The organism is Vibrio owensii, assembly GCF_002021755.1.
In the GTDB taxonomy this organism is placed as follows: Bacteria; Pseudomonadota; Gammaproteobacteria; order Enterobacterales; family Vibrionaceae; genus Vibrio; species Vibrio owensii.
Map to the genome: position 1 here is coordinate 1,635,730 of NZ_CP019959.1, position 17,792 is coordinate 1,653,521.

A 17,792-nucleotide genomic window follows, 5' to 3' on the forward strand; every position below is an offset into this window, starting at 1 on the left:
CTTTTAAGTTGGTTTTATTTGGATGGTGGCGTTACGCCACTTGCTGCTTTTTTTCTGCCAAGCGCTTTTTCTTACGATACTTAGGATGCGTGATTGGGATCGCCGACAACAGCTTCTTGGTGTAATCGTTCTGAGGATTCGCGTAAATTTCTTTCGCGTTACCCGCTTCCACGACTTTACCAAAGTACATCACCGCAACCTTATCAGACACATGCTTCACGACAGACAAGTCATGCGAGATAAAGATAATCGCAAGGTTCATCTCTTGTTGCAGTTGCAACAGCAGGTTTAGGATTTGCGCTTGAACCGATACGTCCAACGCGGATACCGACTCATCACAAATCAGCAATTTAGGCTTAAGGGCAATCGCACGAGCAATACCAATACGTTGGCGCTGACCACCGGAGAACTCATGCGGATAGCGGTTTACCGCGGTTTCTGGCAAGCCAACTTTAACAAGTAGCTCTTTCACCCACTGCTTGCGCTCTGAAGACGTACCGATGTTGTGAATCACATACGGCTCTTCGAGAATCATGCCAATCGTATGGCGTTGGTTTAGCGATTCCATTGGGTCTTGGAAGACAATCTGCATGTCCTTACGCAATGAGCGCATTTGCTTCACAGACAATTTGGTGATGTCTTTGCCTTCAAAGAAAATTTTACCTTCAGTTGGCTCGTACAATTTCAAAATAGTACGACCTAGGGTACTTTTACCACAGCCTGATTCACCTACTAGGCCAAGAGTTTCCCCTTCACCTACTGATAGCGACACACCATCAACGGCTTTAATGGTGTAGCCTTTCTTAAACAGTCCCTTACCAGATACAAAGTGCTGCTTAAGATCTTCAATTCTTAATACTTCTTTTGCCATAACATCCTCTTTTATGACTTGTTCACTTTGCACCAGTTAGCTAGCAAACATACTGGCATCGATCGGTTTAATGTCGATCATCTGCTTAGGCTCATTATCTAAACTTGGCATCAAGCCCATCAAACGCTCTGTATATGGGTGCTGTGGGTTATCGAATAGCTCGAAAATCTCGGCCTTTTCAACAATACGACCACCGTACATCACGGCTACGTCATCACACACTTCTGCAACCACACCAAGATCGTGAGTGATGAAGATCATCGCCATGCCTGTTTCTTCTTGAAGCTCGTTCATTAATTCAAGAATAGACGCCTGAACCGTTACATCCAGTGCAGTGGTTGGCTCATCACAAATCAAAATGTCAGGTTTACACGCCAATGCCATCGCAATCATCACACGCTGACGCATGCCGCCGGATAGATTATGCGGGTACTCGTTCAAGCGTTTCTCCGGCATCGGAATTTTTACTTTCGCCAGCATTTCAACAGCGTAAGATTCGCGCGCTTTTTTATCCAACTCTGGACGGTGCAGCTCAAGCACTTCGCAAAGCTGACGACCAATAGAATGCACTGGGTTCAGCGCGGTCATTGGGTCTTGGAAGATAATAGAAATGCGGTCACCGCGCATTGCGTACATTTCTTCTGCTGGTAGCGTGACCAAGTTCGTACCGCGGTAATCAATCTCGCCATTGACGATATTACCGTAAGGTTTCGGCAACAAACCCATGATGGACATGGAAGTAACACTCTTACCACTGCCGGATTCGCCTACAAGACCAAGGGTACGCCCAGCGCGAACATCAAAGTTCACGCCATGCAGCACTTTTACCGGACCATCGTCCGTGGTGAACTCAACTTCTAGATCTTTAACACTCAGGATTACATCGTTTTCCATAACACATCCTTACAACTTGTACGTGTCATCAACGACAACAACCGGTTCAAAAGTCTTACCCGACTTCATTGCCTTCTGGGTTTCTTTCTTGATGTCTTTATCAATCCAGTACGTTCCATCACCAATAATGCCGCCGCTAAATAGTGCTTCGGTCATACGGTTCATTGGTTTCTCTGGCAATTTCAACCAACGCCAATGGCCGTAACGAACGTAAGGCACCATGTAACCCGGAACAATCACATGTGCATCAATGATGTCACGTTGGATTTCATGACCCAGTTGGATCTTCTTATCCATGTCCATGTTGAAACGGTACTCAATGATTTTCTCATCAAGCTCTGGCGTGCTGTAGTTCGTGAAAGAGTTAGTTTGTGGCTTATTGGCATTCACTGAGTGGAAGTATTCCCAATACGTTGGGATCTCAGAAGTGCCCATATCTAGGAACGCTAAATCGTGCTTTTTCTCACGTACGTATTTGAACATTGATGAGCCATCGATCAGTTTAAGTTCGATGTCTAAACCGGCCAACTTAGCTTGTTCACGCACAAATGCGATACGAGGCGTGTGCACTGGCGTTGCGTAGGTCAACTCGAAACTCAAACGCTGACCTTTGTCGTTAACACGGATACCGTCGGAACCAATCTTATCAAAACCAGCTGCTGCAAATGCTTCAGCCGCTTTTTCTGGATCAAACTTTGGTGCTTTCGCGTCTGGCAGGGTGTATTTACCATGCCCGTAGCCTGTTGGGTTAGGTTTACGGCTGTAGTCACCACGCATGATGTTTTCGATCATGCCATCGAAGTCGATCGCGTAAGTGATGCCTTTACGAATGTTTAAGTCATCCAATAATGGCATTGCGGTATTCATCCAAACGCCGCCAGCACCTACAGGGTATTGGTTGTAGCCCCAAAACTTCTGAATATAGCCCTTTTTATAAGGCGCAGTATCAGACTTATCGTGCCAAAGGTTAGGTAAAACCAAGCCAAATGAATCTAGGCTGCCTTTTTCAAAGTGCTTCTTAGCAATGTCGTTATCACGAATAACCGTGATACGAATCTTGTCGACGTTATAACGGTTTTCATAATACTTATTGGTGTATCCCCACCAATCTTCGCCAACGTGCTTAAAGGTAACACTCTTACCTTTTTTGATATCAGCTAGATAGTAAGCGCTAGTGGTTGGTTCACTTTTGAAGTTGTAGTAACGAACGAAGTCATCATGAATGCCATCGCCGTTTTCATCTTTCTTAGGGTTGGCATAGAAGTGAGCAGGACGAGGACGCAGTGCCCCCATTCTTAACAACAGCTCTTCAGGGTTAAGTTCTTTCGCTGCTTTCACCGCAAACGTTAGGTCGTCGAACTTAATCACATCTTCAACAGTCTTGTTGTAGTAATCGTTGTACCAAGGCTCGAGAATGTCTTTGGAGCGGTAGAACTTCAACATAAAGACAAAGTCGTCGGCAGTAACGGGTTTACCATCCGACCATTTTGCTTCTGGATTCAGTTTGAAATAAACGGTTTTGTTATCACCTGCAAGTGCCCACTCATTCGCTAGCTCAGGGATGAATTCCAGAGTATCTGGGTGACGTACCACCAAACCCGGTGTTTCATCCAGTATATAAGAACGCAAACCTGAGTTCGCATCAGGGCCAACGCTGCGCAAAGTCTGCGGAAAGCTCGACATATACGCTCGGAAAGTACCACCACGTTTTGCTTCAGGAGAGCCGTATTGTGGCTCATCCCAGTTTGTTTGCCAGTTTAAGTCAGTCGGAAGCGTTGCTGACATCGCACCAAAACTCAGGGCGCTCAGCGTTGACGCTAGTAATAATTTTTTCATAAAACTTCCCTTTTTTATGTTTTGCTCACAATGCTTGCTTAAACATAGCGTGTGAATTTTTTCGGGTCGAATGCCGCTCGGATCGCTTCACCAATGAAGGTCACCATCACCAATACCAGTACGATAGAGCTTACTACTGAAGAAACAATCCATGGCGAGTCTAAGTTTGACTTACCTTGTTGTAGCAACTCACCCCAACTTGGCGTTGGAGGCATCAAACCAAGACCGAGATAATCAAGAGCGGTCAGAGCGGTGATGTTGGCTGCAATGGTAAACGGTGCGAGTGTCACGATCATTACCATGGTGTTTGGCAGAATGTGGTTAAACAAGATACGCCCAGTCGATGCACCTAATGCACGGGCCGCCATTACGTATTCACGCGCTGACTCCTTGTAGGTCATGGTTCGCATGTACCAGGTCATCCCCATCCACCCAAAGAGTACGTTAATACCGACGAACAGAGTAAAGGTTGGTTGCACTATCGAGACGAGGATCATGATGACGTATAAAAAAGGCACCATTGACCAGACCTCGATCAAGCGCTGAACAAATAAGTCAAACTTGCCACCCCAGAACCCCATCGCACAACCAACAGCAGTGCCAATCGCGTACGAGATCGCCATGGTAAGTAGCGCAAATCCCATCGCAGTACGGAAGCCGTAAACCAGTCGAGCTAAGATGTCTCGACCAATCACATCAGTGCCTAGGTAGTGCTTATCTTCAGCGCTTGGTGCTGTCGGAGGGAAATCACCACTAAAGTCTTGCTCATATGGGTTCCAAGGAACAATCGGTAGAATAACGAAGTTATCGCCGCCTTCCGCTTCAAATACTTTCTGCAGCTCTCGGTAATCGGCCTCACTCGAGGACGCTTGGCCAAACTCGCTACCCAAACGCACATCGCTTACGACCGGGAAGTAATAACTGCCATCGTATTTAACGACCAAAGCTTTACTGTTGATCAACAGTTCAGCAAAGAGAGACAAGATCAACATGGTTGATAAGATCAAAAACGACCAGTAACCACGTTTGATTTCTTTAAAATGACGGATTTTCTTTTGAGTTAACGGGCTCACTTTAATCATATTACGCTCCAAACTTCACACGTGGGTCGACTAAAGCAACACAGATATCTGAAATGATATTGCCGATTAGTAGCAATACCGCGTTGATAGCTACAATGCCCATAACCACTGGGTAATCGCGCTCCATGATGGATTCATAACCAAGCAGACCGATACCATCAATATTAAAGATTACTTCGATAAGGAAAGCGCCCGTCATGAAGAACAGCAGCGAGTTACCAAAGTGGGAGGCAATCGGAATCAAGCTGTTACGCAGAGCATGTTTACGCACTGCTTTCTTAAATGGCAGACCTTTAGCAATCGCGGTACGGATGTAATCGGATGACAGGTTTTCCATTAGGTTATTTTTCATTGTCATCGTTAGCGTTGCGAAGTCACCAATGAGGTAACAGATCAAAGGCAATACTGCGTGCCACATGATGTCTTTTGCGCGCTCAAAGAAGGTTTCATAGTCATCAAAGTCGTCTCCGACAAAGCCCCCCATCGGGAACCATTCTAGGTGATAACTGAACAAGGTAATCAGTAGGACACCAACGACGTATCCGGGGAGTGCATACCCGACAAAGATGAGAATAGAAGAAGCGGAGTCAAATACGGAGCCGTGTTTGAGCGCTTTATAGTAGCCGAGCGGAATCGAAATAAAGTAACTGATAAAGAAGGTCATTCCGCCATAAAACAAAGACACCGGTAAGCGCTCTGCGATCATGTCAGATACAGGTTCGTAGTATCGAGTCGATTCACCTAAATCTAACGTCACCAAACGGCTTAACCATTCTACGTAGGCTTCCATTACGGGTTTATCCAGTCCGTAAAAAGCGTTTAGCTCTGCAATTTGGTCATCAGATAAGGCAGTGTTACCACCAGCTGATGTCATAGATGCGGCACCATCACCTTGCGCCTGCATTTGTGAAAGCATGCGCTCTACCGGGCCACCAGGCACGAATCGAGTGATAGCAAAGATAAGAATGGTAATCCCGAGAAACGTTGGAATAACCAACGCTAAACGGCGTAAAAAGTACGACAGCATATACAACTTGCTCCTTGTCTACTGTCCATTATTAGGCGGGTTTGGAGAGGAGAATTCCGGCCCAAAATGGTGCATCTCTATCCCGTAGTAACTAAAGCTGTTGAAACACACTCCCTGAGTTTCAAAAGCTAGTTTTTTCCACTACTGCAATAATTTCAGCGTCATATTTATCTTGAATCCAAGTAAGCTTCAAGTGTTTGAATCCAAAACATGACAAACTTCCTCCGATGTCCAAAAACAGAAATGTTTTTGTAAATAATTATAAAAAACCACAAAACCAATTCATACAGAATATCAATCTAGGCACTTTAGAGCCAAAACCCCATATAAACATGCATATATGCAGAATAATTAGACAAAAGACCCCCACTACCATTTGACCTCAAAATACTAGTGAGCCCTTTTATAACGGTGGGTATCATATTCTGATACCACCTTGTGCGATCGAGTTAACATGCCCAGCATTCCATAAAAACCCTCAAGCAGAACAATCATCTAGATTAACGTTTAAATTCAGTGCCAATCGCCCACTTAAAAAGCATAGGCGATATAAGTCATTAGACTTTACAAGAAACACAAAATACGGTGTTTTATTAAAATTTAATCTCAATTTATAAACATCATGCAGTAAATTATTCTGTGATTTATGTCACTTTTGGTTTTTTACATCTTTTTTACATTTCTTTATCTCTGTTTACCACTGGTTTGACTTCCTTTTTTCATCTCAGGTATACATGTCCGGAACGTTAACGAAATATTAACGTCATAATTGGCCGTTATGGCCAGACATAGGAATAATAATAATCGGAGCAACAAGGATGTATAAAAACACAACCGCTTTATCTGTTGCGATCAGCCTTGCACTGGGGACGGCAGCAGTGGCCCCTCTAGCAGCGCAGGCAGAAGAGCAGCAAGTTGAAAAACTACAAAAAATGAAAGTTACTGGTTCGCGTCTAACGCGAGCGTCTATGGAAGGAAGCACCCCAGTAGCTGTTATCGGCCGTGCAGAAATTGAACGAGCTGGTGACGTATCTATCGCTGATGTACTACGTAAATCTTCATTTAACTCTTTTGGTTCACACAGCGAACGTTCAGGCAGCTCGGCACAAAGCCAAGCAACCATCTCTCTACGAGGTCTAGGTTCTGAACGTACTCTAGTTCTAATTAACGGCAAACGTCTTCCTGGCTCAGCAGCTATGGGTGGCGGTGCTGCCAACATCAACGTAATCCCTTCTGCAATCGTAGAACGTGTTGAAGTAATGGCCGACGGTGGTTCTGCTGTATACGGTTCAGATGCTGTTGCAGGTGTAGTTAACATCATCTTGAAAGATGAGTTCGATGGCATCAACGTCACGGTTGGTTCAGGTATCCCTAGCCAAGAAGGCGGCGATGAGCAGAATGTTGCTTTCGTGATGGGTACAAGTGGTGAGAAAGGCAACATCATGTTCTCGTTTGAGCATGATAGTAAAGACGAAATCTACCAACGCGATCGTGACTACCTAAGCTCAACCAATACTGGTGCAGACAACTACTTTGATATGTCTGGTGTAAGTATCTACGGCCGAAACGTTTACCATAACGGTGAGCTGAAAGCGCTGAAAGGTTACGATACAGACGCAACTTGTGATTCATCAAAAGGCTTTGTTGGTTTAACCAACTACCCAGGTCTGGGTGATATCTGTGGTTACGACTACACGGCTGATGCTGCGCAGACTGCTTCTCTAGAGCGTAATACTGTTTTTGTTAACGGTAATATTTTCCTGAATGACGACACAACGTTCAATGCACAAGTGCTTTTGAACCGCAACGAAAGCTTCGGTCGTTACGCTCCTGCAGCAGGTTGGTTTGAAGTTGACCCAACAACGTCTGGTGGTTCTGATTTCTTCACAGAGAATGGTCTAGATCCAGCAGCAGGTCCAGCTCGTGTTTACTACCGTTTCAACAACGTAGGTACACGTGACAACAATGTAACTGACTTCCAAGCTGATTTGAAAGCAGGCCTAGACGGCACACTTTACACAGATAGCTTCGGTGATGTGGTTTGGGAAACGGGTTACCAGCTTAACTTCTCGAACAGTAACGAAATTGGTACAGGTTACGTGTTCCGCTCACCGGCTGAGCAGCTAGCGAACTCAGGCGAGTTTGTTGATGGCGAGTTCAGCGCTGATGCAACGAGTGACCTAGCAGCCGGAACAAGCCGCGAAACACAAATGGAAATGCACAACTTCTACGGTGGTCTTCAGTTTGACCTAGCAGAAATCGGTGACGTTACTATTCCTGTGTATATTGGTGCAGAGTTCACAACTTACGACTACTTTGACAAATACGATCCACAAAGTGAAGCAGGTAACATCATCGGTAGTTCTGGTAACTCAGCAGGTGGTGACCGTGAAACTTACGCGCTTTACGCAGAGTCTCTGATCGCGTTTACCGATGAGCTAGAGATGAACATTGCGGCACGTTACGACCACTACAGTGACTTTGGTAGTGAGATTTCACCAAAAGCATCATTCCGTTACCAACCTCTTGATAACCTAATGTTCCGTACAGGTGCGGGTATGGGCTTCCGTGCGCCAACATTAGCAAACCTTTACGGTGCGGATAGCTTCTCTGCAGATAGCGCAAAAGATTACGTTTACTGTCAAGCAAACGGCATCTCTGACGCAGACTGTCCAGAAACTCAGTACGACGTAACTCGTACATCAAACGAAGATCTAGATGCTGAAACATCTGTGTCATTTAACTTCGGTGTAAGTTACTCACCAATCGAAGATCTAGATCTGACACTTGATTACTACAACATCAGTATCGATGATGTAATCACGCTTAACTCTCTACAAAGCATGATCGACCAAGAGCGTAGCAGTGGGGTTGCGAACCCGAACATCGACCGTGATGCAACAGGCCGTATTACGCACGCAACAGCAGGCCTAGAAAACTTAGGTACTCTAGATACTTCTGGTCTTGACCTGAAAGTTGGCTACCGTTACGACTTCGACTCAGCCGTTCTACGTTACGACTTCATGGGTAGCTATGTTCTTGACTACAGCGCACCTGAATACGTGAATGGTCCAGTGAACAACCAAGTTGGCCGTAATGGTCTACCTGAGTACCGTTTCAACACAGGTGTTGGTCTTAACTTCCTAGAAGAGCACGATGTTTACCTATCAGCAGACTACATCGCGTCACAAGCACAAGACGTTGATGAGAACTACAACAAGACAGGTAACATCCCATCGCAAACAATCTGGAACGTAGCATACAACTACCTAGCTCCATGGGATGCGAAGTTCACTGCAGGTGTACGTAACCTTACCGATGAAGACCCAGCGTTTGAGTCTGATGGTGTGACTTACGATGCTGACCTATACAGCATTCAAGGCCGCGTTTACTTCGTGAAATACTCTCAAAACTTTTAATTAAAACCTTTGGCGCAGGAGCTTTTCCTGCGCCCCTCTCGACTGACTTTTATACACTGACAAGGATGCAACTATGACGTTAAAGGAATTTGGCGTAAGTGCAGTTACTGCCGCGATACTAACGGTAAGTGGAGCAGCTGTTGCTGCGGACTCTGGTACCGTTGTCGCTAACCAAGCAAAGACAACGAAGTCTTCTCAGGCTTCACAACAAAAAATCGACACCTATGCTGAAAGCACTGAAGGCATGTTGGCTGAATACAAAGGCCTACTGCGTCAGATCGACAGCATGAAAGTCTACAATGAGCAAATCAACCGCATGGTTCAATCTCAGCAGGGAGAGCTGGATTCATTGAACAGCCAGATTGCTCAAATCGACCAAACAGCAACAGAGGTTGTGCCTCTTACGCTAAAAATGATCGATGCCCTAGATGAATTCGTTACTCTGGATCTACCATTCCAAAAAGAAGAGCGTACTAAACGTGTTGTTGAGTTACGTGACCTAATGGATCGTGCAGACGTAACAACTTCAGAGAAATTCCGTAAAGTGATGGAAGCCTACCAAATCGAAGAAGGCTTCTCTCGCTCAATTGAATCTTACAAAGCTAGCCTAGAGCGCAACGGTGAAACCGTGACTTACGACTTCCTACGTATTGGTCGTACTGCGCTTCTATTCCAATCTCCGGATGGCGGTGAAACAGGCATGTGGAACCAACAAACTCGTCAATGGGAATCACTACCTGAGAACTACCGTATCGCTGTACAGCAAGGCCTTCGTATCGCTAAGAAACAAGCGCCACCAGCGCTGATCAAACTGCCTGTATTTGCTGGGGAGGAATAAGAAATGAAAGGATTCAAAACTCTAGCCGCTGGTTTGCTAGCGAGCTTATTCATGATTTCTGGTGCACAAGCTGAAGCACCTAAGAACCTATCTGAACTACTGAAAAACGTAAAATCAGAAAGTATCGTTGAATCAAAAGAGAACAAAGCTCGTGAAGCTGAGTTCAAAAACAACCGCGATCAACAAGCTGCACTTCTTGAAAAAGCTCGTGCAGAACTTGCAGCGCAACAAGCACTTGGTGATGAGCTGAAAGCCACGTTTGACGAAAACGACAAACAGCTAACCGAACTGACAGAAACACTTCGCGTTCGCTCAGGTACGCTAGGTGAGATGTTTGGTGTGGTTCGTCAGTATGCGGGTGAATTTAAAGGTCTATTTGCGGCTTCGCAAAATGCCGTTCTTTTCCCTGAGCGTGACGCGCTGCTTTCTAAACTAGCAGAAAGTAAAGAACTGCCATCAACGCAAGAACTTGAAGCATTTTGGCACACGATCCTACAACAAGTCGTAGCTTCAGGCGATACAACAACAGCACCAGCAACCGTTGTATACGGTGAAGGTAAAGAAGCGGTCCGTGACGTAACCTTAGTGGGTGAGTTTAACGCAATCGCAGATGGCAAATACGTAACTTACGTACCTCAAACAGGTAAGTTCGAAGAGCTATCACGTCAACCAAGCAAAAACATCACTCGTCTAGTGGGTGGTTTTGAATCAGCGGACGGCACATACGAACCACTGTTTATCGACCCATCTCGTGGTGTGATTCTGTCTCTATTAGTACAAAGCCCTACTGTTCAGGAACGTATTGACCAAGGTGGTATCGTTGGTTACGTCATCCTAGGTATGGGTGCAATTGGTGCACTTATCGCTCTCGTTTGTTACCTACGCCTATTGGTTATCGGTGGCAAAATGCGCAAACAAGCGAAATCTGACACTGTTATCCCTGGCAACCCATTGGGTGAAGTTATCCAAGCTTACCAAGAACATAAAGGTGACAACCTTGAAGATCTTGAAGCGAAGCTGGACGAAATCATCCTACGTAACGCACCGAGCATTGAACGCTTTATCAGCTCAATCAAACTATTCGCTTCTGTAGCACCTCTTCTAGGTCTACTAGGTACGGTTATGGGTATGATCGGTACGTTCCAAGCAATCACACTATTTGGTACAGGTGATCCGAAGCTAATGGCTGGCGGTATCTCAGAAGCACTTGTTACTACCATGCTTGGTCTGGTTGTCGCAATTCCTCTGCTGTTCCTGTACACAATCGTACACAGTAAAGGTCGTCGTTTGGTTCAAACTCTTGAAGAACAGAGTGCAGGCTTCATCGCTCGCTATCAGGAAAAACTGCATAAAGCCGAAAGCTAAGGAGGCGTTATGTGGTGGTTAGTTGGAGAACTTGAATCAATTAGGCGCTTCTTGGGAATGGGTGGTGATGTACTTGTCGCCATCTTTATCCTCAGCTTCATGTTATGGGCAGTCTTACTAGAACGTTGGTTTTACTTCGCTGCCGTCGCTCCCAAAGCAATGAAAAAAGCCGTTAGCTTATGGGAAGAGCGTTCAGAACATAAAAGCTGGAACGCAAAGATGATCCGACAAGAAATGGTTTCTCGTCAGGATATTGAGAATAAAAAGGGACTGCCAATCGTCAAAGTATTGATTGCACTTTGTCCCCTACTTGGCTTGCTTGGCACCGTTGTCGGCATGATTCAAGTATTCGACATCTTAGCGGTAACAGGAACAGGAAGCCCTCGAGCAATGGCCTCGGGGATCTCAAAGGCAACAATCCCAACACTAGCGGGAATGGTGGCTTCACTATCAGGACTTTTCTTTAGTACACGTCTTGATCATTTAGCCAAAGTCACCACGCAGAAGCTTGAAGACAAGCTAAAGCACATTGCCTGAGTAAACGGAATTAGAGGTATAGGTCATGAAGAGACGCTATAGCAATGACAGCAGCGACGAAGCTGCTATCGATATGACCCCGATGCTAGACATCGTGTTCATCATGTTGATCTTCTTTATCGTAACAACATCGTTTGTTAAAGAAGCAGGTCTTGAAGTAAATCGTCCGACGGCGAGCTCAGCGCAAACCGTTAAGAAAGGTAACATCATGGTTGCCATCGGTGCTGCGGGTGATGTTTGGGTTGATAAACGTCGTATTGAAGTTGACGCCGTACGTGCCAACATCGAACGTCTACGTGCAGAAAGCCCAGATGGCGCGGTTGTTATCCAAGCGGATACAGAAGCTAACGCTGGCGTAGTCGTGAAGGTTATGGACCAGATTAAGATGGCAGGTGTAGAAAGCATCTCCATTGCCGCAACCAATAAGGATTAAGCCTATGCGGTATCTGGCCTCAATTGCACTGGCGCTCATTGTCTCCCTCGGATTGTTCTGGGGGATGGACAAGCTAGTAAACAAAGAGCGCCACGAGCTAGTGTCGAATGATGACCTACGTATGGTTGAATTCATTCGCATTAAACCGGACGAAAAAATACAGGAGAAAAAACGCGAACTTCCGAAACCGCCACCACCGAAGCGTCCGCCACCACCTCCAGAAATGAAGGTAACGGCAACGGTAAAACCGGTGATGGATCAAATCCCAATGGACATGCCAAAACTTGATCTTCCAGTTAACGTAACCGGCGGTTCAGTACTTGGACACTACACCCAAGGTGGTGGTGCTAAGTTGGCAGGTAGCGGAGGCCCAGTTCCTCTTGCGACTTTCCAGCCTCAAATGCCTCGTAAAGCAGCGAGATCGGGATTAGAAAAAGGTATCGTACTCGTAGAGTTTACGGTTAACGAGCGTGGTGGCGTACAAGACGTCAAAGTCTTAAAAGAATCTCCACGTAAGTTGGGCTTGGGTAAAGCGGCGAAGAAAACTGTATCAAAGTGGACATTCAAACCAAAAATGGTTGATGGCCAAGCGGTTAGCTCTCGTCTTTCTCAGGAAATCGAGTTCTCTACGAACTAAGGAGTCGCAATATGAAAGCATATACTAAGTTGTTGGCTTCTCTGGTGTTTATCTCAGGCGCGTATGGCGCGCCTGCTTTTGCCAATACTCCTGAGTTGTCTGACAGAACATTCCGAACCGTGAACAAAGTTCAGGAACTGATTGCAACTGAAAAATACTCGGATGCAATCTCTAAACTGAACTCTGCCTTGGGAAGTACCAAGAAAAAGAAATACGACCGCGCCGTGTTACTGCAACAGATGGGCTTTCTGTATTCTTTAAAGGACGATTACCCAAAAGCAGCGAAATACTTTGCTGAAGCACTCAAGTTAGATGCTTTACCAGTACCCGTAGCTCAACAGGTTCGTTATAGCCTTGCACAGCTTTATCTAGCAGAAGGCAAATTTAAGCAATCCGTTAATACAATGAACGAGTGGTTCAAGATTGCTGAAACAACAGAGGAAAAACCTCAAGCACATGCTTACATCACATTGGCAAGTGCTTACATTCAACTAGAAGATTACCGCAACGCAATTCCACCAACCAAAAAGGCAATTGCAATGACGAAGAATCCTAGTGAATCTTGGTATCAACTGTTGATGTCTGCTCACTATGAATTAAAGCAATTCAAAAGTGTTGCTGGCGTGCTAAAAATCTTGACTACGAAGTACCCGCAAAATAAGCGTTACTGGACTCAATTGTCTGGTATTTACATGGAGCTCAAGCAAGAGCGTAATGCCCTTTCGACTTTAGAAATGGCTCATAAAATGGGTCTTTTAGAGGGAGAGAAAGAGTATCTACGTTTAGTGAACTTCCAAGCTTATCAAGGAGTACCTTTCCGTGCGGCTAAAACAATGCAAACGTCGATGGAAGAAGGTCATGTTGCACGTAATGCTGAAAACTTAGAGAAACTAGCGTCTTTCTGGCAACAAGCTCAGGAACTGGATAAGTCGATTGAAACCTATGTAGCGGCTTACCAATTAGCACCAAAAGCCAAAACGCAGATCAAGATTGCTCGTTTGATGATCTTGGATAAGCAGTACTCTGCAGCAACCAAGTTTGCAAAGAATGCAGCTCCAGACGCCAAACGCGATGATAAAGGTGAACTGAACTACATTCGAGGCATGGCTTATTTTGAGCTCAACCAGCCAAGTAATGCCCTCAAAGCAATGAAGAGTGCAGCGCAATCTCCTGATATGAAAGCGGTAGCTAGCCCTTGGATAAACTTCTTAGAGTCACAAGGCTAGTCCCTGAAAAGCAGTAACGTGCAACGCTAAAGTTGCTCCGAAGATTAAGTGTGAGTCAGTCGCACGCCTGGGGAAGTGAAAGCTTCCCCTTTTTTCGCCTCTATATATAGAGGGAGAAGTCATCCCACACGTCAAAGATCAAAAAGATCGGCTAGCAACCACAGGGAGTTCATGATACTCTTCGCCTCCATTTTTCTGGCGGGTTTATCACCAATCCTGAGTGGTTTGGTGGAGAAATCATCAACGTCAGTGCTATCGTTATATCAATCTCGCTGATAAGCATCATTGGCATAACTACAAGGTCGAGACTTCTTTTCGGCATTCACTCAATCCAACCAAAAGTGGAACAGTACAATGGGCAAAGGTACTCTCTATATCGTATCTGCACCTAGCGGCGCAGGTAAATCTAGCTTGATCTCAGCAATGTTGGAACGTAACCCAACATACGCAATGAAAGTGTCTGTGTCTCATACTACTCGTGGCATGCGCCCTGGCGAAGAAAACGGTATCCACTACCATTTCGTCGCAAAAGAAGAGTTTGAAGCTCTGATTGCACAAGGCGACTTCCTAGAATACGCAGAAGTGTTTGGTAACTACTACGGCACATCACGCGTATGGATTGAAGAAACGCTAAACAAAGGCATCGACGTTTTCCTAGACATCGACTGGCAAGGCGCGCGTCAAATCCGCGAACAAATGTCAGAAGCGAAAAGCATCTTTATCTTGCCGCCATCAAATGGCGAACTTGAGCGCCGCCTAACCACTCGTGGTCAAGACAGCGATGACGTTATCGCAAAACGCATGGCAGAAGCAAAGTCAGAAATCTCGCACTACAACGAGTACGATTATGTGATCGTAAACGACGATTTCGATACTGCATTGATGGACTTTAAAGCCATCCTACGTGCGGAAAGATTGAAGGAAGAAAAGCAAGCTGCTAAATATAAAGGTATGCTTGACGCACTTCTAGCAGAGTAATTCTGCGCAGAAATACAAATTTTCGCTTCTTTATTACGGTAAGGAAGCTTATATTGCTTATATAGAAAGTCATTGTTGTTGCACGTCTTATCGCTAGTAAATATTACGCTGAGACTGTATACTTTCTCGTCATTCAAAATTTAGTTAACTATTTGGAGTCCTCATGGCACGCGTAACTGTTCAAGACGCTGTTGAAAAAGTTGGCAACCGTTTCGACCTAGTACTGATTGCGGCTCGCCGCGCTCGTCAAATGCAAACTGGCGGTAAAGATGCACTAGTGCCAGAAGAGAACGATAAGCCAACGGTTATCGCTCTACGCGAAATCGAAGAAGGTTTAATTACTAAAGAAGTTCTAGACGCCCGTGAACGTCAAGAACAGCAAGAGCAAGAAGCGGCAGAGCTAGCGGCAGTAAGCAGCATCGCTCACAACCGTTAATTCTGACTTTAGAATTCAACAACCTCCCGGGCCTATAATTTGTATCTATTCGATAGCCTCAAAGACGTTGCCCAAGAATACCTAACAGAGCCTCAAATTGAGGCTCTGCGTCAATCTTATGTGGTAGCAAGAGATGCCCATGAAGGGCAAACCCGCTCAAGCGGTGAACCATACATCATCCACCCAGTCGCTGTGGCTCGAATCTTGGCCGAAATGCGCCTCGATATCGAAACCCTCCAAGCTGCTTTGCTGCATGACGTCATCGAAGACTGTGACGTTACAAAAGAAGATCTCGAAGAGAAATTCGGCAATACCGTCGCTGAGCTGGTTGATGGTGTATCTAAACTGGACAAACTCAAATTCCGCGATAGGAAAGAGGCTCAAGCCGAGAACTTCCGTAAGATGGTTCTGGCGATGGTGCAAGACATCCGCGTTATCCTGATCAAACTGGCTGACCGTACGCACAACATGCGCACGTTAGGTGCTCTGCGCCCCGACAAAAAACGCCGTATTGCTCGCGAAACACTGGAAATCTACGCGCCACTGGCTCACCGTCTTGGTATTCACAATATCAAAACGGAACTTGAGGAGCTTGGCTTCGAAGCGCTTTACCCGAACCGCTACCGCGTTCTAAAAGAAGTGGTAAGAGCGGCACGTGGTAATCGTAAAGAGATGATCCAACGTATTCACAGCGAAATTGAAGGTCGACTCGAAGATGTTGGCTTGAATGCGCGCGTGTTAGGTCGTGAAAAGAACCTGTTCTCCATCTATAACAAGATGAAAACCAAAGAACAGCGTTTCCACACCATCATGGATATCTACGCTTTCCGAGTGGTTGTTGATACTGCCGATACTTGTTATCGCGTTCTAGGCCAAGTACACAGCTTGTATAAGCCGCGTCCTGGTCGTATGAAAGATTACATTGCGGTACCAAAAGCGAACGGCTACCAATCGCTACATACTTCTATGGTTGGCCCACATGGCGTGCCAGTTGAAGTTCAGATCCGTACCGAAGATATGGATCAAATGGCGGACAAAGGTGTCGCTGCGCACTGGTCATACAAAGACAAGGGCGATAAGTCTGGCACAACAGCGCAAGTGAAAGCTCAGCGTTGGATGCAAAGCCTGCTTGAGCTACAACAAAGCGCTGGTAACTCATTCGAATTCATCGAAAACGTAAAATCGGATCTTTTCCCAGATGAGATTTACGTCTTCACACCAAAAGGTCGTATCGTTGAATTGCCATTAGGCGCAACGGCTGTCGACTTTGCCTATGCCGTACATACTGATGTCGGTAACTCTTGTGTTGGTGCTCGTGTTGACCGCAACCCTTACCCACTAAGTAAGGCACTGAAGAACGGTCAAACAGTAGAAATCATCAGTGCACCTGGCGCTCGTCCAAACGCGGCTTGGTTAAACTATGTCGTGACTTCTCGCGCTCGCACTAAGATTCGTCAAGTATTGAAGACCATGCGTCGTGAAGAGTCGATTACCTTAGGTCGTCGTCTACTGAATCACGCTTTGGGTCGTCATTCGATTGATTCAATCTACCCTGAAAACATCCAAGAAGTGCTGACTGATCTGCGCCTAGAAAGCGTCGATGATCTGTTAGCAGCCATTGGTTTGGGTGAATTGATGAGTATCGTCATCGCACGTCGCTTATTGGGTGACACTGATGAATTAACCACCACAAGCTCAATTCCAAACGAGTCTAACAAGAAACTGCCAATCCGTGGTGCAGAAGGTCTGCTACTGACTTTCGCAAATTGTTGTCACCCTATCCCGGATGACCACATTATTGCTCACGTATCGCCAGGTCGTGGTCTTGTGGTTCACCGTGAAACGTGTCCAAACGTTCGCGGATACCAGAAAGAACCAGACAAATACATGGCTGTCGCTTGGTCTGAAGAGTACGACAAAGAGTTCATTGCTGAACTGAAAGTCGATATGCTCAACAACCAAGGTGCGCTAGCGGAATTGACCAATGTGATTTCGAAAACCGGTTCGAACATTCACGGTCTTTCAACCGAAGAACGCGACGGTCGCTTATACACCGTTACCGTTCTGCTAACCACCAAAGATCGTGTTCACCTTGCTGGCATCATGCGTAAGATTAAGACCATGCCACAGGCGACTCGAGTCAGACGAAGAAAGAACTAAACTCTATCGCCACCCACACTCTGGGTGGCGATTTTTTTATATCCCTATTTATT

General features: G+C 45.7%; 15 protein-coding genes. 10 read left to right on the plus strand and 5 right to left on the minus strand.

Annotated features, from left to right (window positions below; genetic code table 11):
* Positions 1-31: 31 nt before the first annotated feature.
* The 5 genes from A9237_RS07360 to A9237_RS07380 are packed head-to-tail and all read right to left on the minus strand — an operon-like array spanning position 32 to position 5,710.
* Entirely contained in the window at positions 32-871 is an 840-nt protein-coding gene (locus A9237_RS07360; RefSeq protein ID WP_020195414.1) for an ABC transporter ATP-binding protein, read from the minus strand.
* Between the two features lie 36 nt (positions 872-907).
* Complete coding sequence (locus A9237_RS07365; RefSeq protein WP_009707949.1) at positions 908-1,765, minus strand: ABC transporter ATP-binding protein; 858 nt, start codon at positions 1,763-1,765, stop codon at positions 908-910.
* 9 nt (positions 1,766-1,774) lie between these two features.
* Entirely contained in the window at positions 1,775-3,601 is a 1,827-nt protein-coding gene (locus A9237_RS07370) for an extracellular solute-binding protein (RefSeq protein ID WP_078607963.1), read from the minus strand.
* 38 nt (positions 3,602-3,639) lie between these two features.
* Positions 3,640-4,683, minus strand: a complete 1,044-nt coding sequence (locus A9237_RS07375; protein WP_005434430.1) for an ABC transporter permease — start codon at positions 4,681-4,683, stop codon at positions 3,640-3,642.
* A 1-nt stretch (position 4,684) separates the two neighbouring features.
* The gene (locus A9237_RS07380) at positions 4,685-5,710 is read right to left on the minus strand and encodes an ABC transporter permease subunit (RefSeq protein WP_005434432.1); all 1,026 of its coding nucleotides are present in this window, start codon (positions 5,708-5,710) and stop codon (positions 4,685-4,687) included.
* Positions 5,711-6,528: 818 nt separating this feature from the next.
* Here A9237_RS07380 and A9237_RS07385 point away from each other — a divergent pair.
* The 10 genes from A9237_RS07385 to spoT all read left to right on the plus strand — a co-directional run bounded on the left by A9237_RS07385 (position 6,529) and on the right by spoT (position 17,739).
* Entirely contained in the window at positions 6,529-9,129 is a 2,601-nt protein-coding gene (locus A9237_RS07385) for a TonB-dependent receptor plug domain-containing protein (protein ID WP_078607964.1), read from the plus strand.
* 73 nt (positions 9,130-9,202) lie between these two features.
* Positions 9,203-9,967: a DUF3450 domain-containing protein gene (locus A9237_RS07390; protein WP_005434436.1), complete on the plus strand. Its 765-nt coding sequence runs from the start codon at positions 9,203-9,205 to the stop codon at positions 9,965-9,967.
* A gap of 3 nt (positions 9,968-9,970) precedes the next feature.
* A complete protein-coding gene (locus A9237_RS07395) occupies positions 9,971-11,332 on the plus strand; it encodes a MotA/TolQ/ExbB proton channel family protein (RefSeq protein WP_038893794.1) in 1,362 nt (453 codons plus the stop codon).
* Between the two features lie 9 nt (positions 11,333-11,341).
* Complete coding sequence (locus A9237_RS07400) at positions 11,342-11,869, plus strand: MotA/TolQ/ExbB proton channel family protein (RefSeq protein WP_078607965.1); 528 nt, start codon at positions 11,342-11,344, stop codon at positions 11,867-11,869.
* Positions 11,870-11,894: 25 nt separating this feature from the next.
* Positions 11,895-12,302 carry an ExbD/TolR family protein gene (locus A9237_RS07405; RefSeq protein ID WP_005430119.1) on the plus strand — a complete coding sequence of 136 codons (408 nt, stop codon included), beginning with the start codon at positions 11,895-11,897 and terminating at the stop codon, positions 12,300-12,302.
* 4 nt (positions 12,303-12,306) lie between these two features.
* A complete protein-coding gene (locus A9237_RS07410; protein WP_005394943.1) occupies positions 12,307-12,939 on the plus strand; it encodes an energy transducer TonB in 633 nt (210 codons plus the stop codon).
* An 11-nt stretch (positions 12,940-12,950) separates the two neighbouring features.
* Positions 12,951-14,165 (plus strand): tetratricopeptide repeat protein, encoded by a 1,215-nt coding sequence (locus A9237_RS07415; RefSeq protein WP_005434449.1) that lies wholly within the window; start codon positions 12,951-12,953, stop codon positions 14,163-14,165.
* A gap of 354 nt (positions 14,166-14,519) precedes the next feature.
* Positions 14,520-15,143 (plus strand): guanylate kinase, encoded by a 624-nt coding sequence (gmk, locus tag A9237_RS07420; RefSeq protein ID WP_009707953.1) that lies wholly within the window; start codon positions 14,520-14,522, stop codon positions 15,141-15,143.
* Positions 15,144-15,306: 163 nt separating this feature from the next.
* The gene (gene rpoZ / locus A9237_RS07425; RefSeq protein ID WP_005379346.1) at positions 15,307-15,579 is read left to right on the plus strand and encodes a DNA-directed RNA polymerase subunit omega; all 273 of its coding nucleotides are present in this window, start codon (positions 15,307-15,309) and stop codon (positions 15,577-15,579) included.
* Positions 15,580-15,618: 39 nt separating this feature from the next.
* Complete coding sequence (gene spoT, locus A9237_RS07430) at positions 15,619-17,739, plus strand: bifunctional GTP diphosphokinase/guanosine-3',5'-bis pyrophosphate 3'-pyrophosphohydrolase (RefSeq protein WP_005434453.1); 2,121 nt, start codon at positions 15,619-15,621, stop codon at positions 17,737-17,739.
* Positions 17,740-17,792: the final 53 nt, after the last annotated feature.

What these genes read in the sequence shown, in the direction of transcription:
- A9237_RS07360 (WP_020195414.1), bottom strand. Translation starts at nt 871, where the DNA reads ATGGCAAAAGAAGTATTAAGAATTGAAGATCTTAAGCAGCACTTTGTA.
- A9237_RS07365 (WP_009707949.1), bottom strand. Translation starts at nt 1,765, where the DNA reads ATGGAAAACGATGTAATCCTGAGTGTTAAAGATCTAGAAGTTGAGTTC.
- A9237_RS07370 (WP_078607963.1), bottom strand. Translation starts at nt 3,601, where the DNA reads ATGAAAAAATTATTACTAGCGTCAACGCTGAGCGCCCTGAGTTTTGGT.
- A9237_RS07375 (WP_005434430.1), bottom strand. Translation starts at nt 4,683, where the DNA reads ATGATTAAAGTGAGCCCGTTAACTCAAAAGAAAATCCGTCATTTTAAA.
- A9237_RS07380 (WP_005434432.1), bottom strand. Translation starts at nt 5,710, where the DNA reads ATGCTGTCGTACTTTTTACGCCGTTTAGCGTTGGTTATTCCAACGTTT.
- A9237_RS07385 (WP_078607964.1), top strand. Translation starts at nt 6,529, where the DNA reads ATGTATAAAAACACAACCGCTTTATCTGTTGCGATCAGCCTTGCACTG.
- A9237_RS07390 (WP_005434436.1), top strand. Translation starts at nt 9,203, where the DNA reads ATGACGTTAAAGGAATTTGGCGTAAGTGCAGTTACTGCCGCGATACTA.
- A9237_RS07395 (WP_038893794.1), top strand. Translation starts at nt 9,971, where the DNA reads ATGAAAGGATTCAAAACTCTAGCCGCTGGTTTGCTAGCGAGCTTATTC.
- A9237_RS07400 (WP_078607965.1), top strand. Translation starts at nt 11,342, where the DNA reads ATGTGGTGGTTAGTTGGAGAACTTGAATCAATTAGGCGCTTCTTGGGA.
- A9237_RS07405 (WP_005430119.1), top strand. Translation starts at nt 11,895, where the DNA reads ATGAAGAGACGCTATAGCAATGACAGCAGCGACGAAGCTGCTATCGAT.
- A9237_RS07410 (WP_005394943.1), top strand. Translation starts at nt 12,307, where the DNA reads ATGCGGTATCTGGCCTCAATTGCACTGGCGCTCATTGTCTCCCTCGGA.
- A9237_RS07415 (WP_005434449.1), top strand. Translation starts at nt 12,951, where the DNA reads ATGAAAGCATATACTAAGTTGTTGGCTTCTCTGGTGTTTATCTCAGGC.
- gmk (WP_009707953.1), top strand. Translation starts at nt 14,520, where the DNA reads ATGGGCAAAGGTACTCTCTATATCGTATCTGCACCTAGCGGCGCAGGT.
- rpoZ (WP_005379346.1), top strand. Translation starts at nt 15,307, where the DNA reads ATGGCACGCGTAACTGTTCAAGACGCTGTTGAAAAAGTTGGCAACCGT.